We start from the raw sequence: 16804 nt of genomic DNA, 5'->3' as shown, positions 1-16804 counted from the left end.
CTCTTCCCACATTGGACCAGCGAGCATGAGAAACGACATTCTGCGGTTCGCCACGGCGGGCTCCGTGGACGACGGCAAGAGCACCCTGATCGGTCGCCTGCTGTACGACTCCAAGTCGATCTTCGAGGACCAGCTCGACGCGGTGGAGCGCACCAGCGCCGCGCGGGGCGAGGAGTACACCAACCTCGCGCTGCTCACCGACGGTCTGCGGGCCGAGCGCGAGCAGGGCATCACCATCGACGTGGCCTACCGGTACTTCGCCACGCCCAAGCGGACGTTCATCATCGCCGACACCCCCGGCCACATCCAGTACACGCGCAACATGGTCACCGGTGCCTCCACCGCCGACCTCGCGATCATCCTGGTGGACGCCCGCAAGGGCCTCCAGGAGCAGAGCCGCCGACACGCCTTCCTCACCACGCTGCTCCAGGTGCCGCACCTGGTCCTGGCGGTCAACAAGATGGACCTGGTCGGCTACGACCAGGCCCGGTTCGAGGAGATCAAGGCCGAGTTCGCCGACTTCGCCGCCAAACTGGACGCGCCCGACCTCACCTTCGTGCCGATCTCGGCGCTGCACGGCGACAACGTGGTGGGGCGTTCGGAGAACATGCCCTGGTACAGCGGCCCCTCGTTGCTGCACCACCTGGAGAACGTGCACATCGCCTCGGACCGCAACCTCATCGACGCCCGGTTCCCGGTCCAGTACGTGATCCGGCCGCACAAGTCCGCCGACCCCGAACTGCACGACTACCGGGGATACGCCGGCCAGCTGGCCGGCGGTGTCCTCAAGCCGGGCGACGAGGTCGTGCACCTGCCGTCCGGGCTGAGCACGCGGATCTCGAAGATCCTCACGGCGGACGGGGACGTCGCCGAGGCCTTCGCGCCGATGTCGGTCACCCTCCTGCTGGAGGACGAGATCGACATCTCCCGGGGCGACATGATCTGCCGGCCCAACAACACCCCGACGGCGTCGCAGGACATCGAGGCGATGGTCTGCTGGATGACGGACGCGCGCAAGCTGACCCCGCGCTCCAAACTCATCGTCAAGCACACCACCCGCACCGCGAAGGTCATGGTCAAGGACCTGCGCTACCGACTGGACGTCAACACGCTGCACCGGGACGAGCAGGCCGACCACCTGGCGCTCAACGAGATCGGCCGGGTGCGACTGCGCTCCACCCAGCCCCTGTTCGTCGACGAGTACTCCCGCAACCGGCAGACCGGCGGGTTCATCCTCATCGACGAGTCCACCAACGCCACGGTCGGCGCCGGGATGGTCGTCCGGGCCGACTAGCGCACGCGCCCTGGCGAGACGGGACGCGTGAAACGGGGGTCGCCCACCGGGGCGGCCCCCGTCGCCGCGTGCGCGGTGCTCCCCGCCGTACGGGACCGCCGACCTCCCGCTCAACGTTCGGGGTCTGTGGTACGGGTCGGGTCGTGGAGACCCCGCGCACCCGCACCCGCCTCCGGATCGACGAGGAAGCGACGGCCCCGGCCCGGGGCGCGAACCCCCGGACCGGGGCCGTTCGCGTACCCGAGAACGTCACCTCCAGGGATGATCACATATGGTCCACGCTTCATCACCGAAGGTAATAGCCTGGGCGGGTGGATGAGGCATATCGGTTGGTGTTCGTCGGCGGCATGGGCCGCTCCGGGTCGACCCTGATCGAGCGACTGCTGGGCGAACTGCCCGGGTTCTGCTCGATCGGCGAGACGGTGCACCTGTGGAGACGCGGGTTGTTGGAGAACGAGCGGTGCGGCTGCGGCCTGCCGTTCGCCGACTGCGGCTTCTGGGCCGAGGTCGGCCGGGAGGCCTTCGGCGGTTGGGGACGCCTGAACCCCCACGAGGTCCTGGGGCTGAAGGACGGGGTGGACCGCACGCGCTTCCTGCCCGTCCTGCTCAACGGTTCCGAGGACGGTCTGCTGGCCGCGCGCAGTGCCCGCTACACCGAGCTCTACCACCGCCTGTACTCGGCGATCGCCCTGGTCAGCGGAGCGAGCGTGATCGTCGACGCCAGCAAGCACGCCTCCTTGGCCGCCTGTCTGCGATGGCGTTACGGGGCGCGGATGCGGCTGCTGCACGTGGTGCGCGACCCCCGGGCGGTGGCGCACTCGTGGAGCAAACGGGTGCCCCGTCCCGACGCCTCGCCGGAGAGCAGCGAACCGGAGATGGCCCGCTACTCCGCGGGCCGCTCGGCGGTGCAGTGGGTGGCCCAGAACACCTGCTTCGACGCCCTCGCCCGCCAGGGGGTCCCCACCCTGCGGGTGCGCTACGAGGACTTCGTCGGCGCCCCCACGGAGGAGTTCGCGCGCATCGCCGGATTCGCCGGGCACACCGGTGCGTGTCCGGACCTGGGTGACGGCGTGTCCCTGTCGCGTGGGCACGCGCTGTCGGGCAACCCGATGCGCTTCTCCTCCGGGCCGGTCGGGGTGCACGCGGACCAGAGCTGGCGTGAGGCGCTGCCCCCGTGGCGCCGCCGTCTGGTCGCGATGATGACGACCCCCGCGCGGCGGCGGTACGGCTACTGAACCCGGCCCGTTTTGTCTGGTGGAGGTGTTGCGCCCGAAAAAGATAACGTATGGTATTCATGTGAATACTATCTGTAGTGACGCATAGGGGGCATGTGTCGTGGACAGCGGACCGGTACGGGTGATGGCGTCGGCGGGGGCATTGCTCCTCACCCTCACACTGACCGGAGCGGGCGGAAACGTGCCCGATCCGGCAGGCCCCCCATGGCCCTCCCGGGGCCTGTTCACCACACACGCCTCGGGGACGCCCGTCGGCACCGAACGTCGCTGTACCGTCTCGGAGATCCTCGAACCCTCCTGCGGCGTCTGGTGGGGCGGCAGCCCTCACGAGAACCGGCTCGAAGAACTCGAACGCAACGCCGGCCGCCGCATGGACATCGTCTACACCTGGCGCGGCATCGACCAGGCGAAGATCCCCGGGGACCGGGAACGCCGGATCCTCGCCGAGGGCCGGTTCGTGCACACCAACATCGAGGCCCGGCGCTTCACCCGGTCCGGTCACCCCGCCGTCTCCTACCGGGCGATCCTGGGCGGGGAGTTCGACTCCGTCCTGCGCGACCAGGCCAGGGGCGTGGCCGAACTGGAGACGCCCTACTTCCTCACGTTCGACCACGAGGCCGACGCCAACAAGCGCTACAACAAGCGCGGGACCCCGCAGGAGTTCACCCGCGCCTGGCGGCACATCGTCGACATCTACCGCGACGAGGGCGCCGACAACGCCATCTGGGTGTGGAACGTGACCGGTTGGAAGGGCAACCTCGGGCGGTTGCCCGGCCTGTGGCCGGGCAACGACCACGTCGACTGGATCAGCTGGGAGGCGTACAACATGACCGGCTGCGACCTCATGCCGAACTGGAAGCACGTCGACTCCTTCGAGGACGCGCTGCGCCCGGCCTACGAGTGGATCCAGAACGAGGGCCCCCGGCACGGGATCGATCCCACCAAACCGGTGATGATCGGCGAGATGGGCACCACCGACATCGGCCCGCGCGAGACCATGCGCTGGTACACCGACGTCCCCCAGGTGCTGCGCGAGTACGAGCGCATCCGCGCCGTCAAGGTGTGGGACAGCAAGGTCTCCAGCGGCTGTGACTTCAGGATCGGCGCCAACCGGTACGCCCGGCAGGGGTTCGAGGCGGCCGGCCGCGACCCCTACGTGAACCTGCCCGACCGGGTGCGCCGCCTGGCCGAGCACGCCCACCGGGACTGACCGGCGGGGTGTGCGGAAAACCCGGTGACGGGGCGGGGCGTCCCGTGGTCGAATCCGCTCCATGAGCACCGACCTGTGGAACATCGTGGACGTCGAGGCGACCTGCTGGAAGGGGCCGCCGCCCCCGGGCACCGCCAACGAGATCATCGAGGTCGGACTGACCGTGGTGGACGCCGCCTCGGGTGAGCGGAGGGGGAGGCACGGGGTGCTGGTCCGGCCGCGGCGCTCCGAGGTGAGCCCGTTCTGCACCGAGCTGACGGGGATCACCCCGGAGATGGCGGCCGGCGGGTTGGGCTTCGCCGAGGCCTGCCGTTGGCTGGCCGATGAGCACGGCGCGGCCGAACGTCCGTGGGCGAGCTGGGGTGACTACGACCGCAGGCAGTTCGAGCGCCAGTGCGCAATGACCGGGGTCGGCTATCCGTTCGGCGTTCGCCACGTCAACGCCAAGAAGGTCTTCGCCGAGGTCCACGGGATGCGCAAGCGGGCACCCGGCATGGCGCGTGCCCTGGAGGTCGCCGGGCTGCCCCTGGAGGGGCGGCACCACCGGGGCGAGGACGACGCGTGGAACATCGGTGCCCTCGTGGCGTACCTCGTCGCCCGCGACGCCTGGCCGGACGCCGCCGTGGTCGTGGACCGGGCGCCCACGACCTGAGCGTTCAGCCGGTGTCGGTGATGACGACGCCCGCCCGGGCACCCATCGCCCACCGGGAGGGCGCGTGCCGGGGTGGCCTGTTTCTGAGGTCACCCCGGGTGCGTGGTCGGTGTGGGTCAGTCGAAGAGGTCTTCGGCGCGGTCGACGTCGAGGGCCTTGTCCACCCAGGAGTTGAGGGTGTCGATGTCGTTGCACGACTCGATGCGGGTGCGGACCTCGTCGGAGATGGTTCGGCCGCGCTTGGTCAGGATGCGCAGCACGCTGCCGGCGATGCCCTTCTCCAGCCCCTCTTCACGGCCTTCTTCACGGCCTTCTTCGCGGCCGATGCCGACGTACTTGCGGGCGAAGTCGCTCTGCCATTCGTAGGTCTCCACGGACATCAAGCCCTCCAGCTCCTGACGAGCCGCCTCGTTGAGGCCGGCCGGTGCGTGCCGGGGTGGCCTGTTTCTGAGGTCACCCCGGGTGCGTGGTCGGTGTGGGTCAGTCGAAGAGGTCTTCGGCGCGGTCGACGTCGAGGGCCTTGTCCACCCAGGAGTTGAGGGTGTCGATGTCGTTGCACGACTCGATGCGGGTGCGGACCTCGTCGGAGATGGTTCGGCCGCGCTTGGTCAGGATGCGCAGCACGCTGCCGGCGATGCCCTTCTCCAGCCCCTCTTCACGGCCTTCTTCACGGCCTTCTTCACGGCCTTCTTCGCGGCCGATGCCGACGTACTTGCGGGCGAAGTCGCTCTGCCATTCGTAGGTCTCCACGGACATCAAGCCCTCCAGCTCCTGACGAGCCGCCTCGTTGAGGCCGGCCAGTACATAGTCATAGTAGAACGGACGGTTCCTTCCACCGGTGGAATCCAACGCCTCCACCAGTGCCTTCAACACCCCCGGGTCGGTGTCGCCGTGGGCGTAGGCCGACAGCACCGCCAACTCCGGCAGCTCTCGGGCCTGGCCCGGGTCGGTGATGACCGGGGTGTCGTCCGGGCCGATCACCAACGGCCGCAGCGTGAACCCCGGATGCCCGATCTCGATCGGACGCGCGCACCACCGCGCGATGGTCTGGTCCGGGCACAGCACCACCAGCACCGCCGGGCACTCCAGCCGCCCGTACAGGGTGGCCAGGTAGGCGGGCCAGCTGAAGTGCTTCTCCGTGTCGCGGTCGTTCTGGCGTTCCACCACCACCGCGAGCACGGGCCGGTCGCCATCGCGCAGTAGGACCGCGCCGTCGGAGTTCCACTCCTTGGGGTCGCAGTTGGTCAGCACCGAGGAGGTCAGCACCGCCTCGGTGTGCTCGGGCACCGGGTAGCCCAGTGCCTCGCGCAGCAGGACCGGGACCATCTCGGGCCGGTTCTGCACGATCCGCAGCGGGATCTCATGGGATCGACTCGGCATCGAACTCCTTCACATCGGTCGTTTTCACAAGGGGGAGAGGCGGACGCGGGCACCGGGGGTGAGCGGCACCCGTGCCCGCCGGGTCCAGCGGGCATGAGGCAGGGTGAACGCGGCCCAGGTCACGGCACTCACGGACCTGGTGGTGGCCCCGGGCGGTGGCGGTGGCCTCGATGAGGAGCAGGCCCCGTCCGCCCTCGGCCGGGTCCCGTTCCGGGGTGAGAGGGCGCGCGTGGGCGCGTTCGGTCGGGAGGCGGACGGTGGTGCGCCGGGCCGGTGCCGGGTTCGCGGCGTACCGGCGTACGCGGTTCGACCCGCTGCGCGGTCCGAAGAGGGAGGACCGCGAGTGGCGGTCTCGGGGAGGGGAGGACGGTACTTCGAGTATGTGCGGGGCGCGACTCAAAAGCCCGGCACTAGACTGGCTCACACCGGCAATCCTTTGCTTGAAGGGGTGATTTGCCGGCCACGACCCCGGGCGCTCAACTAGGCGTCGCGGGGTCTCTGTGTTCGGTCGTGGTTTCCAAGCAGAGATTAGGGGATGGGAAAGACGACAGGGCCGGTTACGGGTGAGTAGCGCCGGAAAACTTTTTCTGATCTGTGTTTGTGCAGGTAGGGGTCGGTCTGAGAATTTTTCCGACTAATGGTTGCAAAAGTGCTATTCGGTCATTGGGGAAATGAAAATATTTCGCATTGGACCGGATGGGGTAAGGGGTTCGTGGAAACGACCCTCGGCGGCGTGAGGAACGGGGCGGCGCGATCCGCTCCCACGCCATTCGGTGGAACCGTCACGCCGATGCCTGCACGCCCTCGCCGCCGACACGGATGCGGACCGAGCATCAGTCGAGCCTCTTGCGCATCTCGACCGAGGTCGTCTCGTGGCCGAGCGACGGGTAGGGGCCGCGCACCCGTGTTGAACCCGACGACGTTGCGGCCGAGGGTGTGGGCGCCCCGCCCCTCGGCGGCACGGGGCGGTACGTCCTGCTCGGCGTCCTACCCTCAGGTCCGGTCGTTGAGAACGCTGTCGACGGCGGTGTGCAGTACATCGAGTTCCGTTTGCAGGCGGGACTCCTCGGCCGGCATGGCCTGGGCGATCGAGAGCCCGTTGACCACCGTGATCAGGAACCTCGCCCGACGGGAGTTGTCGCCTTCCGGGACGGCACCCTCGTCCTGTAGGACCGTCAGGCAGTACTCGATGCGGCGCCGCATCTCCCGTTCGAGGGCCAGGTACTCCTCTCGGGCCGCCTCCGTCGGTTCGTTCGAGGCATAGCGCTCGAAGGCCAGCAGCCATGACCGCCGAGCGTCGGTCTCGGCCCCGAGAGGCGCGAGTGCGCGCTGAAGGGAGGCGGTGAGTCGATCCCTGGCCGGTATCGACCGGTCGTGGACGCTGTCGTCCGGAAGCACCATGTCGTACACGAGGGCGAGTACCGCGTCCATCAGGGCCCGCTGCGTCGGGAAGTGGTGCCGCAGCGACCCCGTGCTCACGCCCGCCCGCGCCGCGACCGCCCGCACGCTCAACGCCGCGCCGGGCCCGTCCCCCAGCATCGTCGCCGCCGCCCACAGGATCCTGTCCCGGCTGCCGAGGCCCTCCGGTGGTTTCTGTTCCATGACGCCCTTCCAATACACCGTGCTAGTACAGCGTGATACTATCACCGAGATGGGACCAATACAGTGTATTGGTCTGGCTGTCATCCCAGATGAGGAAGGCTGGACATGCTCGGGGACTGGAAGCGGCGCAGAGCCGCGAAACGCGTTCGACCCGGGGACGGTCGCCCTCTCCAGCCCTTTCGCTGGTGGCAGTTGCCGTCCGGGCGCAAGCTGTTTCACCTTCCCCTCGACCGCAAGGACGGACACCGGTCGGTGTACACCGTCGACGTCCGTCACTGGGGCAGGCAGGGGGGAGACGAGGGCAAGGCGCACCTCTACCTCGACGGCGGACACCGCGCCGAGTCCACGCTCCCCGCCGGGTTCCCCGTCGAAGGCGGAACCATCGAGGTGGCGTTGAGCGGGTTCGGGCTCAAACGCGCCCACTACGTCCCCGCCGAGGGCGCGGAACAGCAGCTCGTTCCCGATCCGAGGTCGGCCGCGGGGCGCCGGCTGCGCTTCGACCGCGAGCACCCGGTGGTGAGCCGCTGGATCGGGGCCGTCTCCGTGGTGCTGCTCGTCATCGGTATCGGACTGAACCTCCTCCAACTTCTCGAACCGATCTCCGGTATTCCGCCGGTGGTCGAGCGCTTCGGACACTTCGAATCACCGTTCCACCTGCCGCTCTGGCTCAACCTCACGCTCGGGTTCGGGGCCGCGGTGGCCGGCATGGAACGCGGACTCCGGCTGCGCTACCACTGGCTGCTCGACGCGGCCGGGAACTGACCCGCACACGCCCCCATCAGGAGAGGAAAGACCCGACATGACCGACCACGCCCACGACGCCGTGGACGAACACCGTGACCGGCGGCGGAGGGCGCGGTCCGACACCGTGGTCCGCTCGACCCCACTGTCGGACCGCTCCCTCGCCCCCGACCTGGCGCGGGGCATGATGCTGTTGCTCATCGCGCTGGCCCACGTCCCCTACTTCCTCCACACCGCTCCCACCGGTGCGATCGGGGTCCATCCCGTCGTGGGGAACACGGCCGACAAGATCGCCCAAGCGCTCACCCTGATCGTGGTCGACGCCCGCGTGTACACCATGTTCGGCTTCCTCTTCGCCTACGGGATCGGGCAGATGTACGCCCGCCAGACGGGCAGGGGCACCGACCCCCTCGCGGTCCGGCGCCTGCTGCGCCGGCGCCATCTGTGGATGATCGCCTTCGGGGCGGTGCACGCGGCGCTGCTGTGGCAGGGCGACATCATCGGCGTCTACGGGCTGATCGGGCTGATCATGGTGCCGCTCTTCTTCGGCCGCACCGATCGCACACTGAAGGTCTGGATCGGCATCCTGCTCGGGCTCGCGGCCGTGTCCGCCCTGCTCAACATCGTGGGCTCGGTCCTCGTCCCGGCACTGACGGAGGTGAGCCTCGCCGATCAGCAGCGGCTCAGCATCGCCGAGCCGGACTACCTGGTCTCGGTCGCCGAACGCCTGTCCGCCTGGCTCTACACACTGGTGGGCGGTTTCGTCGGGATGGCGCTTCCGGCGGTGTTCCTGATGGGGGTGCTGGCGGCACGGCACCGGCTCCTGGACGAACCCGGCCGTCACCTGGTGCTGTTGCGCCGCCTGGCGCTGTGGGGCGTCGCCGTCGGATGGACGACCGGCGCGGCACTCGCGCTCCAGCACACCGGGGTCGTCGACATCGCTCCGGACCTCGCGCTGGTGAACCTGCACCTTCTCGCCGGGATCTTGACCGGGGTCGGCTACGCGGGGATCTTCGGGCTGATCGCCCACCGCCTGTCCGGGCGCGCGGCGGCCTCCGCCGGGCCGGTGCACTGGATCGCCGCGCTGGGCCGCCGGTCCATGAGCGGTTACCTCGCGCAGTCCCTGGCATGGGGCCCACTGCTGGCGGCCTGGGGGTTGGGCCTGGGAGCGCACCTGTCCAGTTGGTCGGTCATGCTGTTCGGCGTCGCCGTCTGGGCCGCGACGGTGGCCGTCGCCGTCGCGATGGAGCGACGCGGTCTGCGCGGCCCCGCCGAGGTGGCCCTGCGCGGGCTGACCTATCGGGCGATACGGCCTGCGGCGGGCGGGAGGGGCACGAACTGAACGGGCGCCCGACACCCGGCGCGGTGTCGGGCGGTGCCGCACACCGACGCCGGGGATCGCCGCCCGTCCGCGTGCCACCGGCGCGCCCCGGGCGGCGGGTCCGCCCGTGCGGTGGACCTGATCCGAGCCGGGGCCACGCCCCGCACCTGCCGTGAGGAGTCGGTCTTCCCGGCCGCGCCCCCGGGGTTCTCCCGGACGACCGCACCGGGCCGTGATGGAGGCCTGTTCGCCGTCGTTCCGCGACCGGCGCGACCGCCGCTCCGGCACCGCCGGCGCCGGAGCGGCGGTCACCGCGCGGTCCTCAGACGCCCTTGCCTCGCAGATGCAGGGCGCGGGTGATCCAGCCCGGGGGCACCCCCAGCACCACCAGCAGGGCCAGGTACGCCCGCCCCTCGGCGGAGCGGGCCCGCAGGGTGGTCCGGATCCACCGCAGGGCGTCGCGGCGTCGTCCGGCGGAGGCCTCGGCGAAGGCGATCTGGCCGGCCACCCGCGCGTATCCGCGCGGCACCAGCCGGAACTCCGGGTAGCGCTCCAACAGCCAGCGCAGGGCGGTGGAGATCGTCCGCCAGCGGCCGGAGAAGTGCGAGCGGCGGTGCCAGAGCACCCGCACGCCCGTCTCGGGGATGTTGCGGATGGGGCCGCGTCGGGCCAATCGCAACAACAGCTCGTAGTCCTCGGCGTAGCTGCCGGGGATCTCCTCGCTGACCGTCCCGCAGCCGTCGATCATCGCCCGCCGCCGGATCAGGAACGTCGACGGGTGCAGCTCGGTCAACCGCGACCCCAACAGGTCGCCGAAGGTGACGCTGGTGCGCTCCAGGGTGCGCACCGCCTCGACCTTGTCGTAGACCACCGTGATGCCGCAGCACACCAGGTCGATCCCGGGTTCCTCCAGCATCACCCGCACCTGGGCGCGGAGCTTGCCGGGCATCCACGTGTCGTCGTCGTCGCAGAAGGCGACCAGGTCGGTGTGGGTCGCCAGCACCCCGGTGTTGCGGGCCCCCGCCAGCCCGGGGGTGAGGGTGTTGGTCACCACCCGCACGGGCCGGGCCCCGTCGGCGCGGGCCAGGGACGGGTCGGGCTGGTCGTTGTCGAAGACCACGATGGTCGTGATGGTGCCGGGGTAGTCCTGCTCGGCGATGGCGCGCAGGGTGCGCCGCAGCAGTTCGGGGCGGTCCCGCGTGGGGACGACCACGGTGACCTCCGGCCACTCCGTCCCCTCCGCGTCGCCCTCGGCGCCCTCGGCGCCCTCCGCCGGTCGTGTCACCACGTCGGCGACCGTCTCCTGCCGGATCCCCGTCGATCGCACGTCATCCTCGGAGGGCACGGTCCCCGAACCCCTGGTGACCAGGTCGATGAGGGCCCCCGCGCGCAGGGCGGCGCGGACCGCCCCGTCGCCGTCGTCGGGGTGTGTCCGGAAGTCCTCGGGAGACGCCAGCGCTTTGTCCAGCAGGGCGGTCAGCTGCTGGGGGGTGGAGCAGGAGCGCACCCGCCCGGCCTGTTCCAGCCTGCTCACGAACAGCAGTTGGTGGTCGTCCACGTGTTCTCCCAGTTCGGGGTCGCGGGGGACCACGATGGGCAGGTGGCCGGCCTGGCGCGCCTGCACGATCGTGCCCGGCCCGCCATGGGTGACGACGACCCGTGCCGCCCTCATGTGCCCGCCCAGGTCCTCGCCGGGCAGGAAGGGCGTCCCCGACGCCACCGTCGGCGTCGAGCTGTGCCCGTGCTGGACCAGGACGCGCAGCTCCCGGTGGAGTCGGGCGTAGTCGTCGACCCAGCGCACGAGCCGGTCGAACGCGTGATGGTCGGTCCCGATGCTGACCACGATGTCGGGGTGGTCGCTGTCGTCGGGCCGGGGCGCGGGGCGGGTGGTCTGTTCGGTCACAGGAGCGGTCCTACCGTGATGGCGGTCGGCATGAAGGCGCGTTGTTCCTCCCACTGGGCGAGGGACAACCGGGTGAAGGGACGGCACAACCGGGCGGTGAGCGTGGGGGTGTCGATCCGGTCGTAGACCTCGATGTAGACGGTCGGGATCCGCCGGGCCCGACCCAGGACGAAGAAGGGCAGGGCCACCCCGGCCCCGGTCGTCACCACGACGGAGGGGCGCTCGGCGCGCACGACCCTGGCGGCCAGCCGGGTGTTGCGCAGCAGGTTGCCCACGTCGCGGGTGGTGGGGTGGTGGGCCCAGTGGACGCGCTCGCCCGCGAGGGCGGCCTCGGCGTCGGGAGTGCGGAAGGTCACCCAGACGCGTTCGCGCTCCCGCCACCAGGGGCGGAGGGCGCACAGCTGGGTGAGGTGGCCCCCGCTGGAGGCCACCAGGAGAACCGGTCGCGAAGACATACTGTCATCATTCCATAACTCAGAGTATTGATCGGTCAGTGGCGCAGACCCAGCACCCTCCGGCACGCCCAGACGGTGGCCAGGTGCCCCGGGGTTCCCAGAGCGATGGCCGCGACCAGGGCCACCGGGCCGCCCCCCAGGAGTCGGTCCAGCAGGAGGGGCAGGACCCCGAACCACAGCAGGCAGCCGCCGGCCGCCACCAGGACCGGTCGCCCGAAGGGGCGCAACACCACATGGGAGCGCAGCTGCCACAGCGGCAACCCCTTGCGCACCAGTACCGCCGCAACCAGCGCCGCCGCGGCGCCGGTCGCCCCCGCCACCGGGATCAGCAGGACGCACCCCACCACGTTGACCGCCAACGACAACACGTTGTTGAGCAGGTTCGCGCCGGTGCGCCCGGTCATCGTCAGGATCAGATCGCCCATGCCCAGGAGCGACGCGGTCAACTGTCCGGCGCACACCACCATCAGGGCGCCCGCCCCCGCCGCGTAGTCCGGGCCGAACAACCCCATCACCTCGGGCGCGAAGATCAACGCCGTCAGGTACAACGGCCAGGTCAGACACATCAGCCACGACGTGCCCGCCCCGTACAGGAGGCGCACCCCGGCGTGGTCCCCTGTGGCCATCTGCTCGGCGAACCGGGGCTGGGCCGCCGACAGCACCGTCTGCGCGCCGAACTGGCCGACCACCATCACCCGGGTCGCCGCCGTGAAGACCGCCGCCCCGGTCAGCCCGCCCAGCATCGCCGTCAGCACGACGCCGCCGCGCTGCACCCCCATCTGCGCCACCCCGGCCACCGCGCGCGGCAGCGAGAACGACCAGAACTCGGCGGGGGAGACCGGGGAGCCGCCACCGCCCCCCTCCTCGGGCGGTGCGGCCCGGCGGACGATCCGCCCGAGCCAGAACCAGGCAAGGATCGCCGCCGGCAGGTAGGGGCCGGCCCAGGCCAACGCCAGCATCCCCGCCGACCCGGACAGCGCGATCGCCATCACCAGCGACACCTGGGCCAAGGGTCGACCCACCTTGTCCACCAGCGCCGTGGTCGCCATGTCGTGGTGGGCCCGGGTCGCCGCCAGCGCCGTGTCCGCCAACACCGCGAACGGCAGGAAGACCGCCAGCAGGCGCAGGTACACGGCGGCCTCGTCGGTCCCCACCATGTCGGCCATCGGCTCGGCGAACCCGGCCATCACCCCGGCCGTGGCGCACGCGGTCAGGACGGCCGGGGTCACCGCGATCCGGATCAGCCGGGGCACGCCCCCGGAACGTCCCAGCACCCGCATCCGGGCGATGAAGTACACCAGCCCGTCGGGCGCCCCGAGGTTCGCGACCGTCGCGGCGATGAGGAACACCGACGTGGCGGAGAACAGCAGACCCGCCGTCTCCTGCGAGAACGCCCGTGTGATCGCCACGATCAGGGCCAGGTTGAGCCCGGCGCCGATCGCCGCGCCCGCCATGTTGATCGCGCCGCCGCGCAGGACACGGCCCAGCACGGGGTCGCTCCGTCGCGCGACGTCGGTCATGTGCGCCACGAGGGGGTCCGTCCCCACCACAGGGCCAACCGCCGGTCGCTCTCGGCGAACCGCTCCGTCAACTCCGCGCGCAGCCCCTCGGGCATCACGGTCCTCTTGCGCGCGTTGTGCCGCCCCGGCACCCCGTCGGGGCCCGGCGGCAGGTCCAGGAACCCCTCGATCCGACGCAACTCCCGATCGGTCCCGTCGAACAGGTCGGCGTAGTCGACCACGTACATCCGGTCCCGGCCCAGATGCCCCTCCATACGCCGCAACTGGTCCACGTAGTGGCCCCGGGCGACGTACCCGTGGTGCTGGTGGGAGTGCGACACGTATCCGGGGTCGGCCCTCAGCTTGTCCTCCTCGCCGGCCAGACGGGCGGGCTCCAGCTCCACCGCCCGGGCGAACGGCTCGGTCTCGAACCCCCGGGCGTGCTCGTGCGCGTGGGCGGAGTAGGCCCGCTCGACGGGATCGCGCAGGATCACCACCACCCGCACCTGCGGCAGGTCACGGGCGATCCGCTCGGCGGCCAGCGGGTGGAACAGGTAGTAGGGGCTGGACTCGAACGCCCGCACCCGCGGGGCCTCCCCTCGGGCCCGCAGCGACGCGCGCAGCGGGAAGTGCGCCCGGTACCGGTTCGCTCCCCGGTGATAACCGGTGTCGAAGTAGTGCACCCCCTTGCGCAGGACCGGTCCGGTCGCGGCGGGGTTGCGGCACAGGGACTTGAACAGCGAGGTGGTCCCGCTCCGCTGCGCCCCGCAGATCAGGAAGTCGGGCAGGGCACGGCCGGGGCCGGTCACCGCGCCCAGGGCGTCGACGAACGGCAGGACCGCCCGTCGCGCCGGACCGGCCAGCCGTCGAGGCAGGGAGGGAAAGGTGTTCTCCGGCATCACATCGACTCATTTCGGAGGTTGTACTCGGGTGTGGGAAGGTCGCCCTCAACCGGTGTGGGCGGCCTCGTGCGTGGCGCGTTCCTGAAGGCCCTCCAAGGCGGGGAGGAGCCAGTCGTCCACGGCGGCGAGGTGGACGCCGAGCTCGTCCTGCCGGTCGTGCAGATAGCGGGTGGCCAGGTCGATGAGGTACAGCGCCATCACCGTGGACACCGTGTGCGACGCCAGCCCCAGCTCCGACATCAACGGATCGCGCAGCAGGCGGGCGCCGCTCTCCAGCCACCGGTGCACCCCCGGGTGGACCCCGGCCTGGACGCATTCGTTGAGGTCGTAGTGGAGTGCGTCGAAACCGGCGGGCGCGTCCAACGACAGGCGCTCCCAGTCCCACACGAACGAGCGGCGCGCGGTGCCGGCGATGTTCCACCGGGTCAGGTCGCCGTGCCAGGCCCCGAAGGGGACGCGCACGTCGGGCAGGCCGCGCAGCGCCGCCCGCAGCGGCGCCGCCTCCGGCCTGGTCCCCAGCGCCACGATCCTTTCCTCCAGGGCGCGGCGATAGGGGCTTTCGGACAACCGGCGCCGCCGGACCTCCACCAGGGAGGTGATCTGGGCGACGCAGCGCAGGAGCTGCCGCCGGGTGGGCCGGTCGGTCTGGTCGCCGACCGGCAACGCCTCCTGCACCAGCAGCGGACGACCGTTCCACTCGCCCTCGTACATCAGACGGGGAACGGTGACGTCGCGCATCCGGGTGTCGGCCAACAGGCGCAGCGCCCGGGCCTCGGCGACCACCAACCTGCCGGTGAGGTCGTTGACGGCGACCTTCGCGTAGCCGATGGTGCGTCCCGCCGGGGTGAGCAGCAGCAGGACGGGCTTGCGGTTGGCCCGGGGCGGGCCGACGTGGATGGCGATGGTCAGTTCGCGGTCCAGGGCCGCGGCCAGCGCGTGCTCGATACCGGGCCCGGCGCCCACGTACAGGCGGTCGCGCAACAGCAGCGGGGCGATCCCGGTGGCGAACGCGCCGGTCAGCAACAGGGCGCGCATCCGCTCCTTGAGCGAGTGCCCCTGGGAGAACGAGGCGATGCCCCGGGTCGCCGCCGACCGGTTGTGCGCGGGCAGGATGACCCGGGGATCGTAGGCGTTGGGCACCGGAAGGTACTGGTTGCCCCGGCGGCGCACTCCGGCGTCCCCGTGGCCGAGGAGGCCGCCGCACGGCCACAGCACGGCCGCGAGGTCGGTCAGATAGGTCGTCTCGCCGTTCATCGGGACCCCCCGCCCGTGCGCGCGGTCCGTCGGCGGAGCAGGGGTTCCTCGTCCCGCCAGAGCAGGGCGACGGCCACCATGGTCACGGCCAGCGGGGACATCAACGCGACGTAGAAGAACATGTACCAGAACAACAGGAGCACGGTCAGCAGGGCGCCCCGGCCGGCGATCGTCACGGCCGACCGGTACCGCCAGGCCGTCGCCGCGAAGAAACCGAGGAACAGGGCCGTGCCCACCCAGCCGCTCGCGATGAGCGTCATCCACAGCTGACCGGCGTTGCCGATGACGTGCTGACCGCAGCCGGGGCAGTCGGGCGAGGGCCCGATCGCGATCGAGTCGGAGCTGCCCAGGGCCTCCCGGGTGGTGCCCCAGCCCAGCACCGGCGACAGGTCGGCGGCGGTCACGGACGCGGCGTTGGTCGCCGCCCGGCCGTCGTCGCTGTGCGGGTTGTCGGCCCGGGCCCGCACCACGTCGGCCAGCGGCGAGACGGCCAGGACCGCCAGGGCCAGCACGATCACCAGGGAGCAGAGGGCCACCGGGACGACCCGCCCCCGGCGCACGGCGACGTATCCGGCGTAGAGCAGGGACAGCGCCAGCCCCGCCCACAGGGCGCGGTTGAGGGAATGGACGATCGGCACCACGGACAGGGCCATGGCCGCCGCCACCCCCCAGCGCGCGAGGAGGGGAAAGCGCCCGGGGGTGAGCAGGGCGACCGCGGACCACACCAGGAGCAGGGAGATCATGTACCCCCACACGTTGGTGTACTCCCACGGAGCCTTGGGGCGGGCCGAGTCGTAGCCGAAGATGTCCATGACCTGGGCCGACGCCGGATGGATCAGGGTCTGCATGAAGGGGTCGGCGGCCAGACCGCCGGGGAGCAGGTACTCCAGGGGGGCGGTGAACTCGAAACGGGGGGCGAACATCCCCAGATACCCGCCCGCGATCGTCACCAGCCCCAGCACCGTCAGCGCCGACACCACCGCGCGGGTGGGCAGTTCGCGTTCGGTCAGGTTGCCGACGTACAGCAGCAGCACCGTCAGGACCAGGTAGTTGGTGATCCGCAGCAGCGCTCCGCCGTACCCGCCGCTGCCCGGGACGGTGCCCGCCATCTCCAACGGGACCATGGCCAGGCCCAGCAGTGACCACAGCAGGAACAGGGCCCAGAGCCAGAACGCCGGAGGTACGCGCAGGCCGACCGTCCGGTGTCGGCGCATCAGCTCGACGGCCATCGGGACGGCGAACACCCAGTAGGCGAACTGGCCCAGTCCCAACGCCCACCACAGCGGATAACCGGCCAACAGCCACACCAGGGGGCGGCCGGTCGAGGTCGGGCCCTCGGCGACGGGGGACATCACG

At 70.9% G+C, this 16804-nt stretch carries 15 protein-coding genes; 6 read left to right on the top strand and 9 right to left on the bottom strand.

Going from position 1 to position 16804, the window contains the following annotated elements:
* Nucleotides 1-25 precede the first annotated feature (25 nt).
* The 4 genes from cysN (at nt 26) to PWG71_RS04150 (ending at nt 4391) form a co-directional block, all read left to right on the top strand.
* Nucleotides 26-1294 (top strand): sulfate adenylyltransferase subunit CysN, encoded by a 1269-nt coding sequence (gene cysN, locus PWG71_RS04165; RefSeq protein WP_274808167.1) that lies wholly within the window; start codon nt 26-28, stop codon nt 1292-1294.
* Between the two features lie 347 nt (nt 1295-1641).
* Nucleotides 1642-2529, top strand: a complete 888-nt coding sequence (locus PWG71_RS04160; RefSeq protein ID WP_274808469.1) for a sulfotransferase — start codon at nt 1642-1644, stop codon at nt 2527-2529.
* Between the two features lie 181 nt (nt 2530-2710).
* A complete protein-coding gene (locus tag PWG71_RS04155; protein ID WP_446724974.1) occupies nt 2711-3739 on the top strand; it encodes a glycoside hydrolase family 26 protein in 1029 nt (342 codons plus the stop codon).
* 61 nt (nt 3740-3800) lie between these two features.
* On the top strand, nt 3801-4391 hold the full coding sequence (locus PWG71_RS04150) for a 3'-5' exonuclease (protein WP_274808165.1): 591 nt from the start codon (nt 3801-3803) through the stop codon (nt 4389-4391).
* 116 nt (nt 4392-4507) lie between these two features.
* Here PWG71_RS04150 and PWG71_RS04145 read toward each other — a convergent pair whose 3' ends face one another.
* From PWG71_RS04145 to PWG71_RS04135, 3 genes are all read right to left on the bottom strand, one after another.
* Nucleotides 4508-4771, bottom strand: a complete 264-nt coding sequence (locus tag PWG71_RS04145) for a hypothetical protein (RefSeq protein ID WP_274808163.1) — start codon at nt 4769-4771, stop codon at nt 4508-4510.
* 100 nt (nt 4772-4871) lie between these two features.
* Nucleotides 4872-5771: a hypothetical protein gene (locus tag PWG71_RS04140; protein WP_274808162.1), complete on the bottom strand. Its 900-nt coding sequence runs from the start codon at nt 5769-5771 to the stop codon at nt 4872-4874.
* Nucleotides 5772-6764: 993 nt separating this feature from the next.
* Entirely contained in the window at nt 6765-7373 is a 609-nt protein-coding gene (locus tag PWG71_RS04135) for a TetR/AcrR family transcriptional regulator (protein ID WP_274808161.1), read from the bottom strand.
* A 252-nt stretch (nt 7374-7625) separates the two neighbouring features.
* Between PWG71_RS04135 and PWG71_RS04130 the strand changes: the two genes are divergently transcribed.
* On the top strand, nt 7626-8135 hold the full coding sequence (locus PWG71_RS04130; protein WP_342455938.1) for a hypothetical protein: 510 nt from the start codon (nt 7626-7628) through the stop codon (nt 8133-8135).
* Between the two features lie 37 nt (nt 8136-8172).
* On the top strand, nt 8173-9456 hold the full coding sequence (locus PWG71_RS04125; protein ID WP_274808159.1) for a DUF418 domain-containing protein: 1284 nt from the start codon (nt 8173-8175) through the stop codon (nt 9454-9456).
* 301 nt (nt 9457-9757) lie between these two features.
* On the opposite strand, the gene PWG71_RS04120 is transcribed toward PWG71_RS04125, so the two are convergent.
* Genes PWG71_RS04120 through PWG71_RS04095 form a run of 6 tightly spaced genes read right to left on the bottom strand, consistent with a single transcriptional unit; the run spans nt 9758 to nt 16800 of the window.
* Nucleotides 9758-11338: a glycosyltransferase gene (locus PWG71_RS04120; RefSeq protein ID WP_274808158.1), complete on the bottom strand. Its 1581-nt coding sequence runs from the start codon at nt 11336-11338 to the stop codon at nt 9758-9760.
* A complete protein-coding gene (locus PWG71_RS04115) occupies nt 11335-11793 on the bottom strand; it encodes a UDP-N-acetylglucosamine--LPS N-acetylglucosamine transferase (RefSeq protein ID WP_274808157.1) in 459 nt (152 codons plus the stop codon). The genes PWG71_RS04120 and PWG71_RS04115 overlap by 4 nt, the downstream gene beginning before the upstream one ends.
* A gap of 35 nt (nt 11794-11828) precedes the next feature.
* Complete coding sequence (locus tag PWG71_RS04110; RefSeq protein WP_274808156.1) at nt 11829-13313, bottom strand: lipopolysaccharide biosynthesis protein; 1485 nt, start codon at nt 13311-13313, stop codon at nt 11829-11831.
* Nucleotides 13310-14191 carry a sulfotransferase domain-containing protein gene (locus PWG71_RS04105; RefSeq protein WP_274808155.1) on the bottom strand — a complete coding sequence of 294 codons (882 nt, stop codon included), beginning with the start codon at nt 14189-14191 and terminating at the stop codon, nt 13310-13312. The genes PWG71_RS04110 and PWG71_RS04105 overlap by 4 nt, the downstream gene beginning before the upstream one ends.
* 48 nt (nt 14192-14239) lie before the next feature.
* Complete coding sequence (locus tag PWG71_RS04100) at nt 14240-15448, bottom strand: aminoglycoside phosphotransferase (protein WP_274808154.1); 1209 nt, start codon at nt 15446-15448, stop codon at nt 14240-14242.
* Nucleotides 15445-16800, bottom strand: coding sequence for an O-antigen ligase family protein (locus PWG71_RS04095; protein WP_274808153.1), 1356 nt, complete (start codon nt 16798-16800; stop codon nt 15445-15447). The genes PWG71_RS04100 and PWG71_RS04095 overlap by 4 nt, the downstream gene beginning before the upstream one ends.
* Between the last annotated feature and the right edge of the window lie 4 nt (nt 16801-16804).

It is taken from the genome of Nocardiopsis sp. N85, from assembly GCF_028882275.1.
GTDB classification, from domain to species: Bacteria; Actinomycetota; Actinomycetes; order Streptosporangiales; family Streptosporangiaceae; genus Nocardiopsis; species Nocardiopsis lambiniae.
The sequence above is the reverse complement of the archived record's forward strand: the minus strand, read 5'-3'. Positions and strand labels throughout refer to the sequence as shown.

Excerpts from the sequence above, each read along its gene's own strand:
- cysN (WP_274808167.1), top strand. The coding sequence starts at position 26 with ATGAGAAACGACATTCTGCGGTTCGCCACGGCGGGCTCCGTGGACGAC.
- PWG71_RS04160 (WP_274808469.1), top strand. The coding sequence starts at position 1,642 with ATGGGCCGCTCCGGGTCGACCCTGATCGAGCGACTGCTGGGCGAACTG.
- PWG71_RS04150 (WP_274808165.1), top strand. The coding sequence starts at position 3,801 with ATGAGCACCGACCTGTGGAACATCGTGGACGTCGAGGCGACCTGCTGG.
- PWG71_RS04145 (WP_274808163.1), bottom strand. The coding sequence starts at position 4,771 with ATGTCCGTGGAGACCTACGAATGGCAGAGCGACTTCGCCCGCAAGTAC.
- PWG71_RS04140 (WP_274808162.1), bottom strand. The coding sequence starts at position 5,771 with ATGCCGAGTCGATCCCATGAGATCCCGCTGCGGATCGTGCAGAACCGG.
- PWG71_RS04135 (WP_274808161.1), bottom strand. The coding sequence starts at position 7,373 with ATGGAACAGAAACCACCGGAGGGCCTCGGCAGCCGGGACAGGATCCTG.
- PWG71_RS04125 (WP_274808159.1), top strand. The coding sequence starts at position 8,173 with ATGACCGACCACGCCCACGACGCCGTGGACGAACACCGTGACCGGCGG.
- PWG71_RS04115 (WP_274808157.1), bottom strand. The coding sequence starts at position 11,793 with ATGTCTTCGCGACCGGTTCTCCTGGTGGCCTCCAGCGGGGGCCACCTC.
- PWG71_RS04110 (WP_274808156.1), bottom strand. The coding sequence starts at position 13,313 with ATGACCGACGTCGCGCGACGGAGCGACCCCGTGCTGGGCCGTGTCCTG.
- PWG71_RS04105 (WP_274808155.1), bottom strand. The coding sequence starts at position 14,191 with ATGCCGGAGAACACCTTTCCCTCCCTGCCTCGACGGCTGGCCGGTCCG.
- PWG71_RS04100 (WP_274808154.1), bottom strand. The coding sequence starts at position 15,448 with ATGAACGGCGAGACGACCTATCTGACCGACCTCGCGGCCGTGCTGTGG.
- PWG71_RS04095 (WP_274808153.1), bottom strand. The coding sequence starts at position 16,800 with ATGTCCCCCGTCGCCGAGGGCCCGACCTCGACCGGCCGCCCCCTGGTG.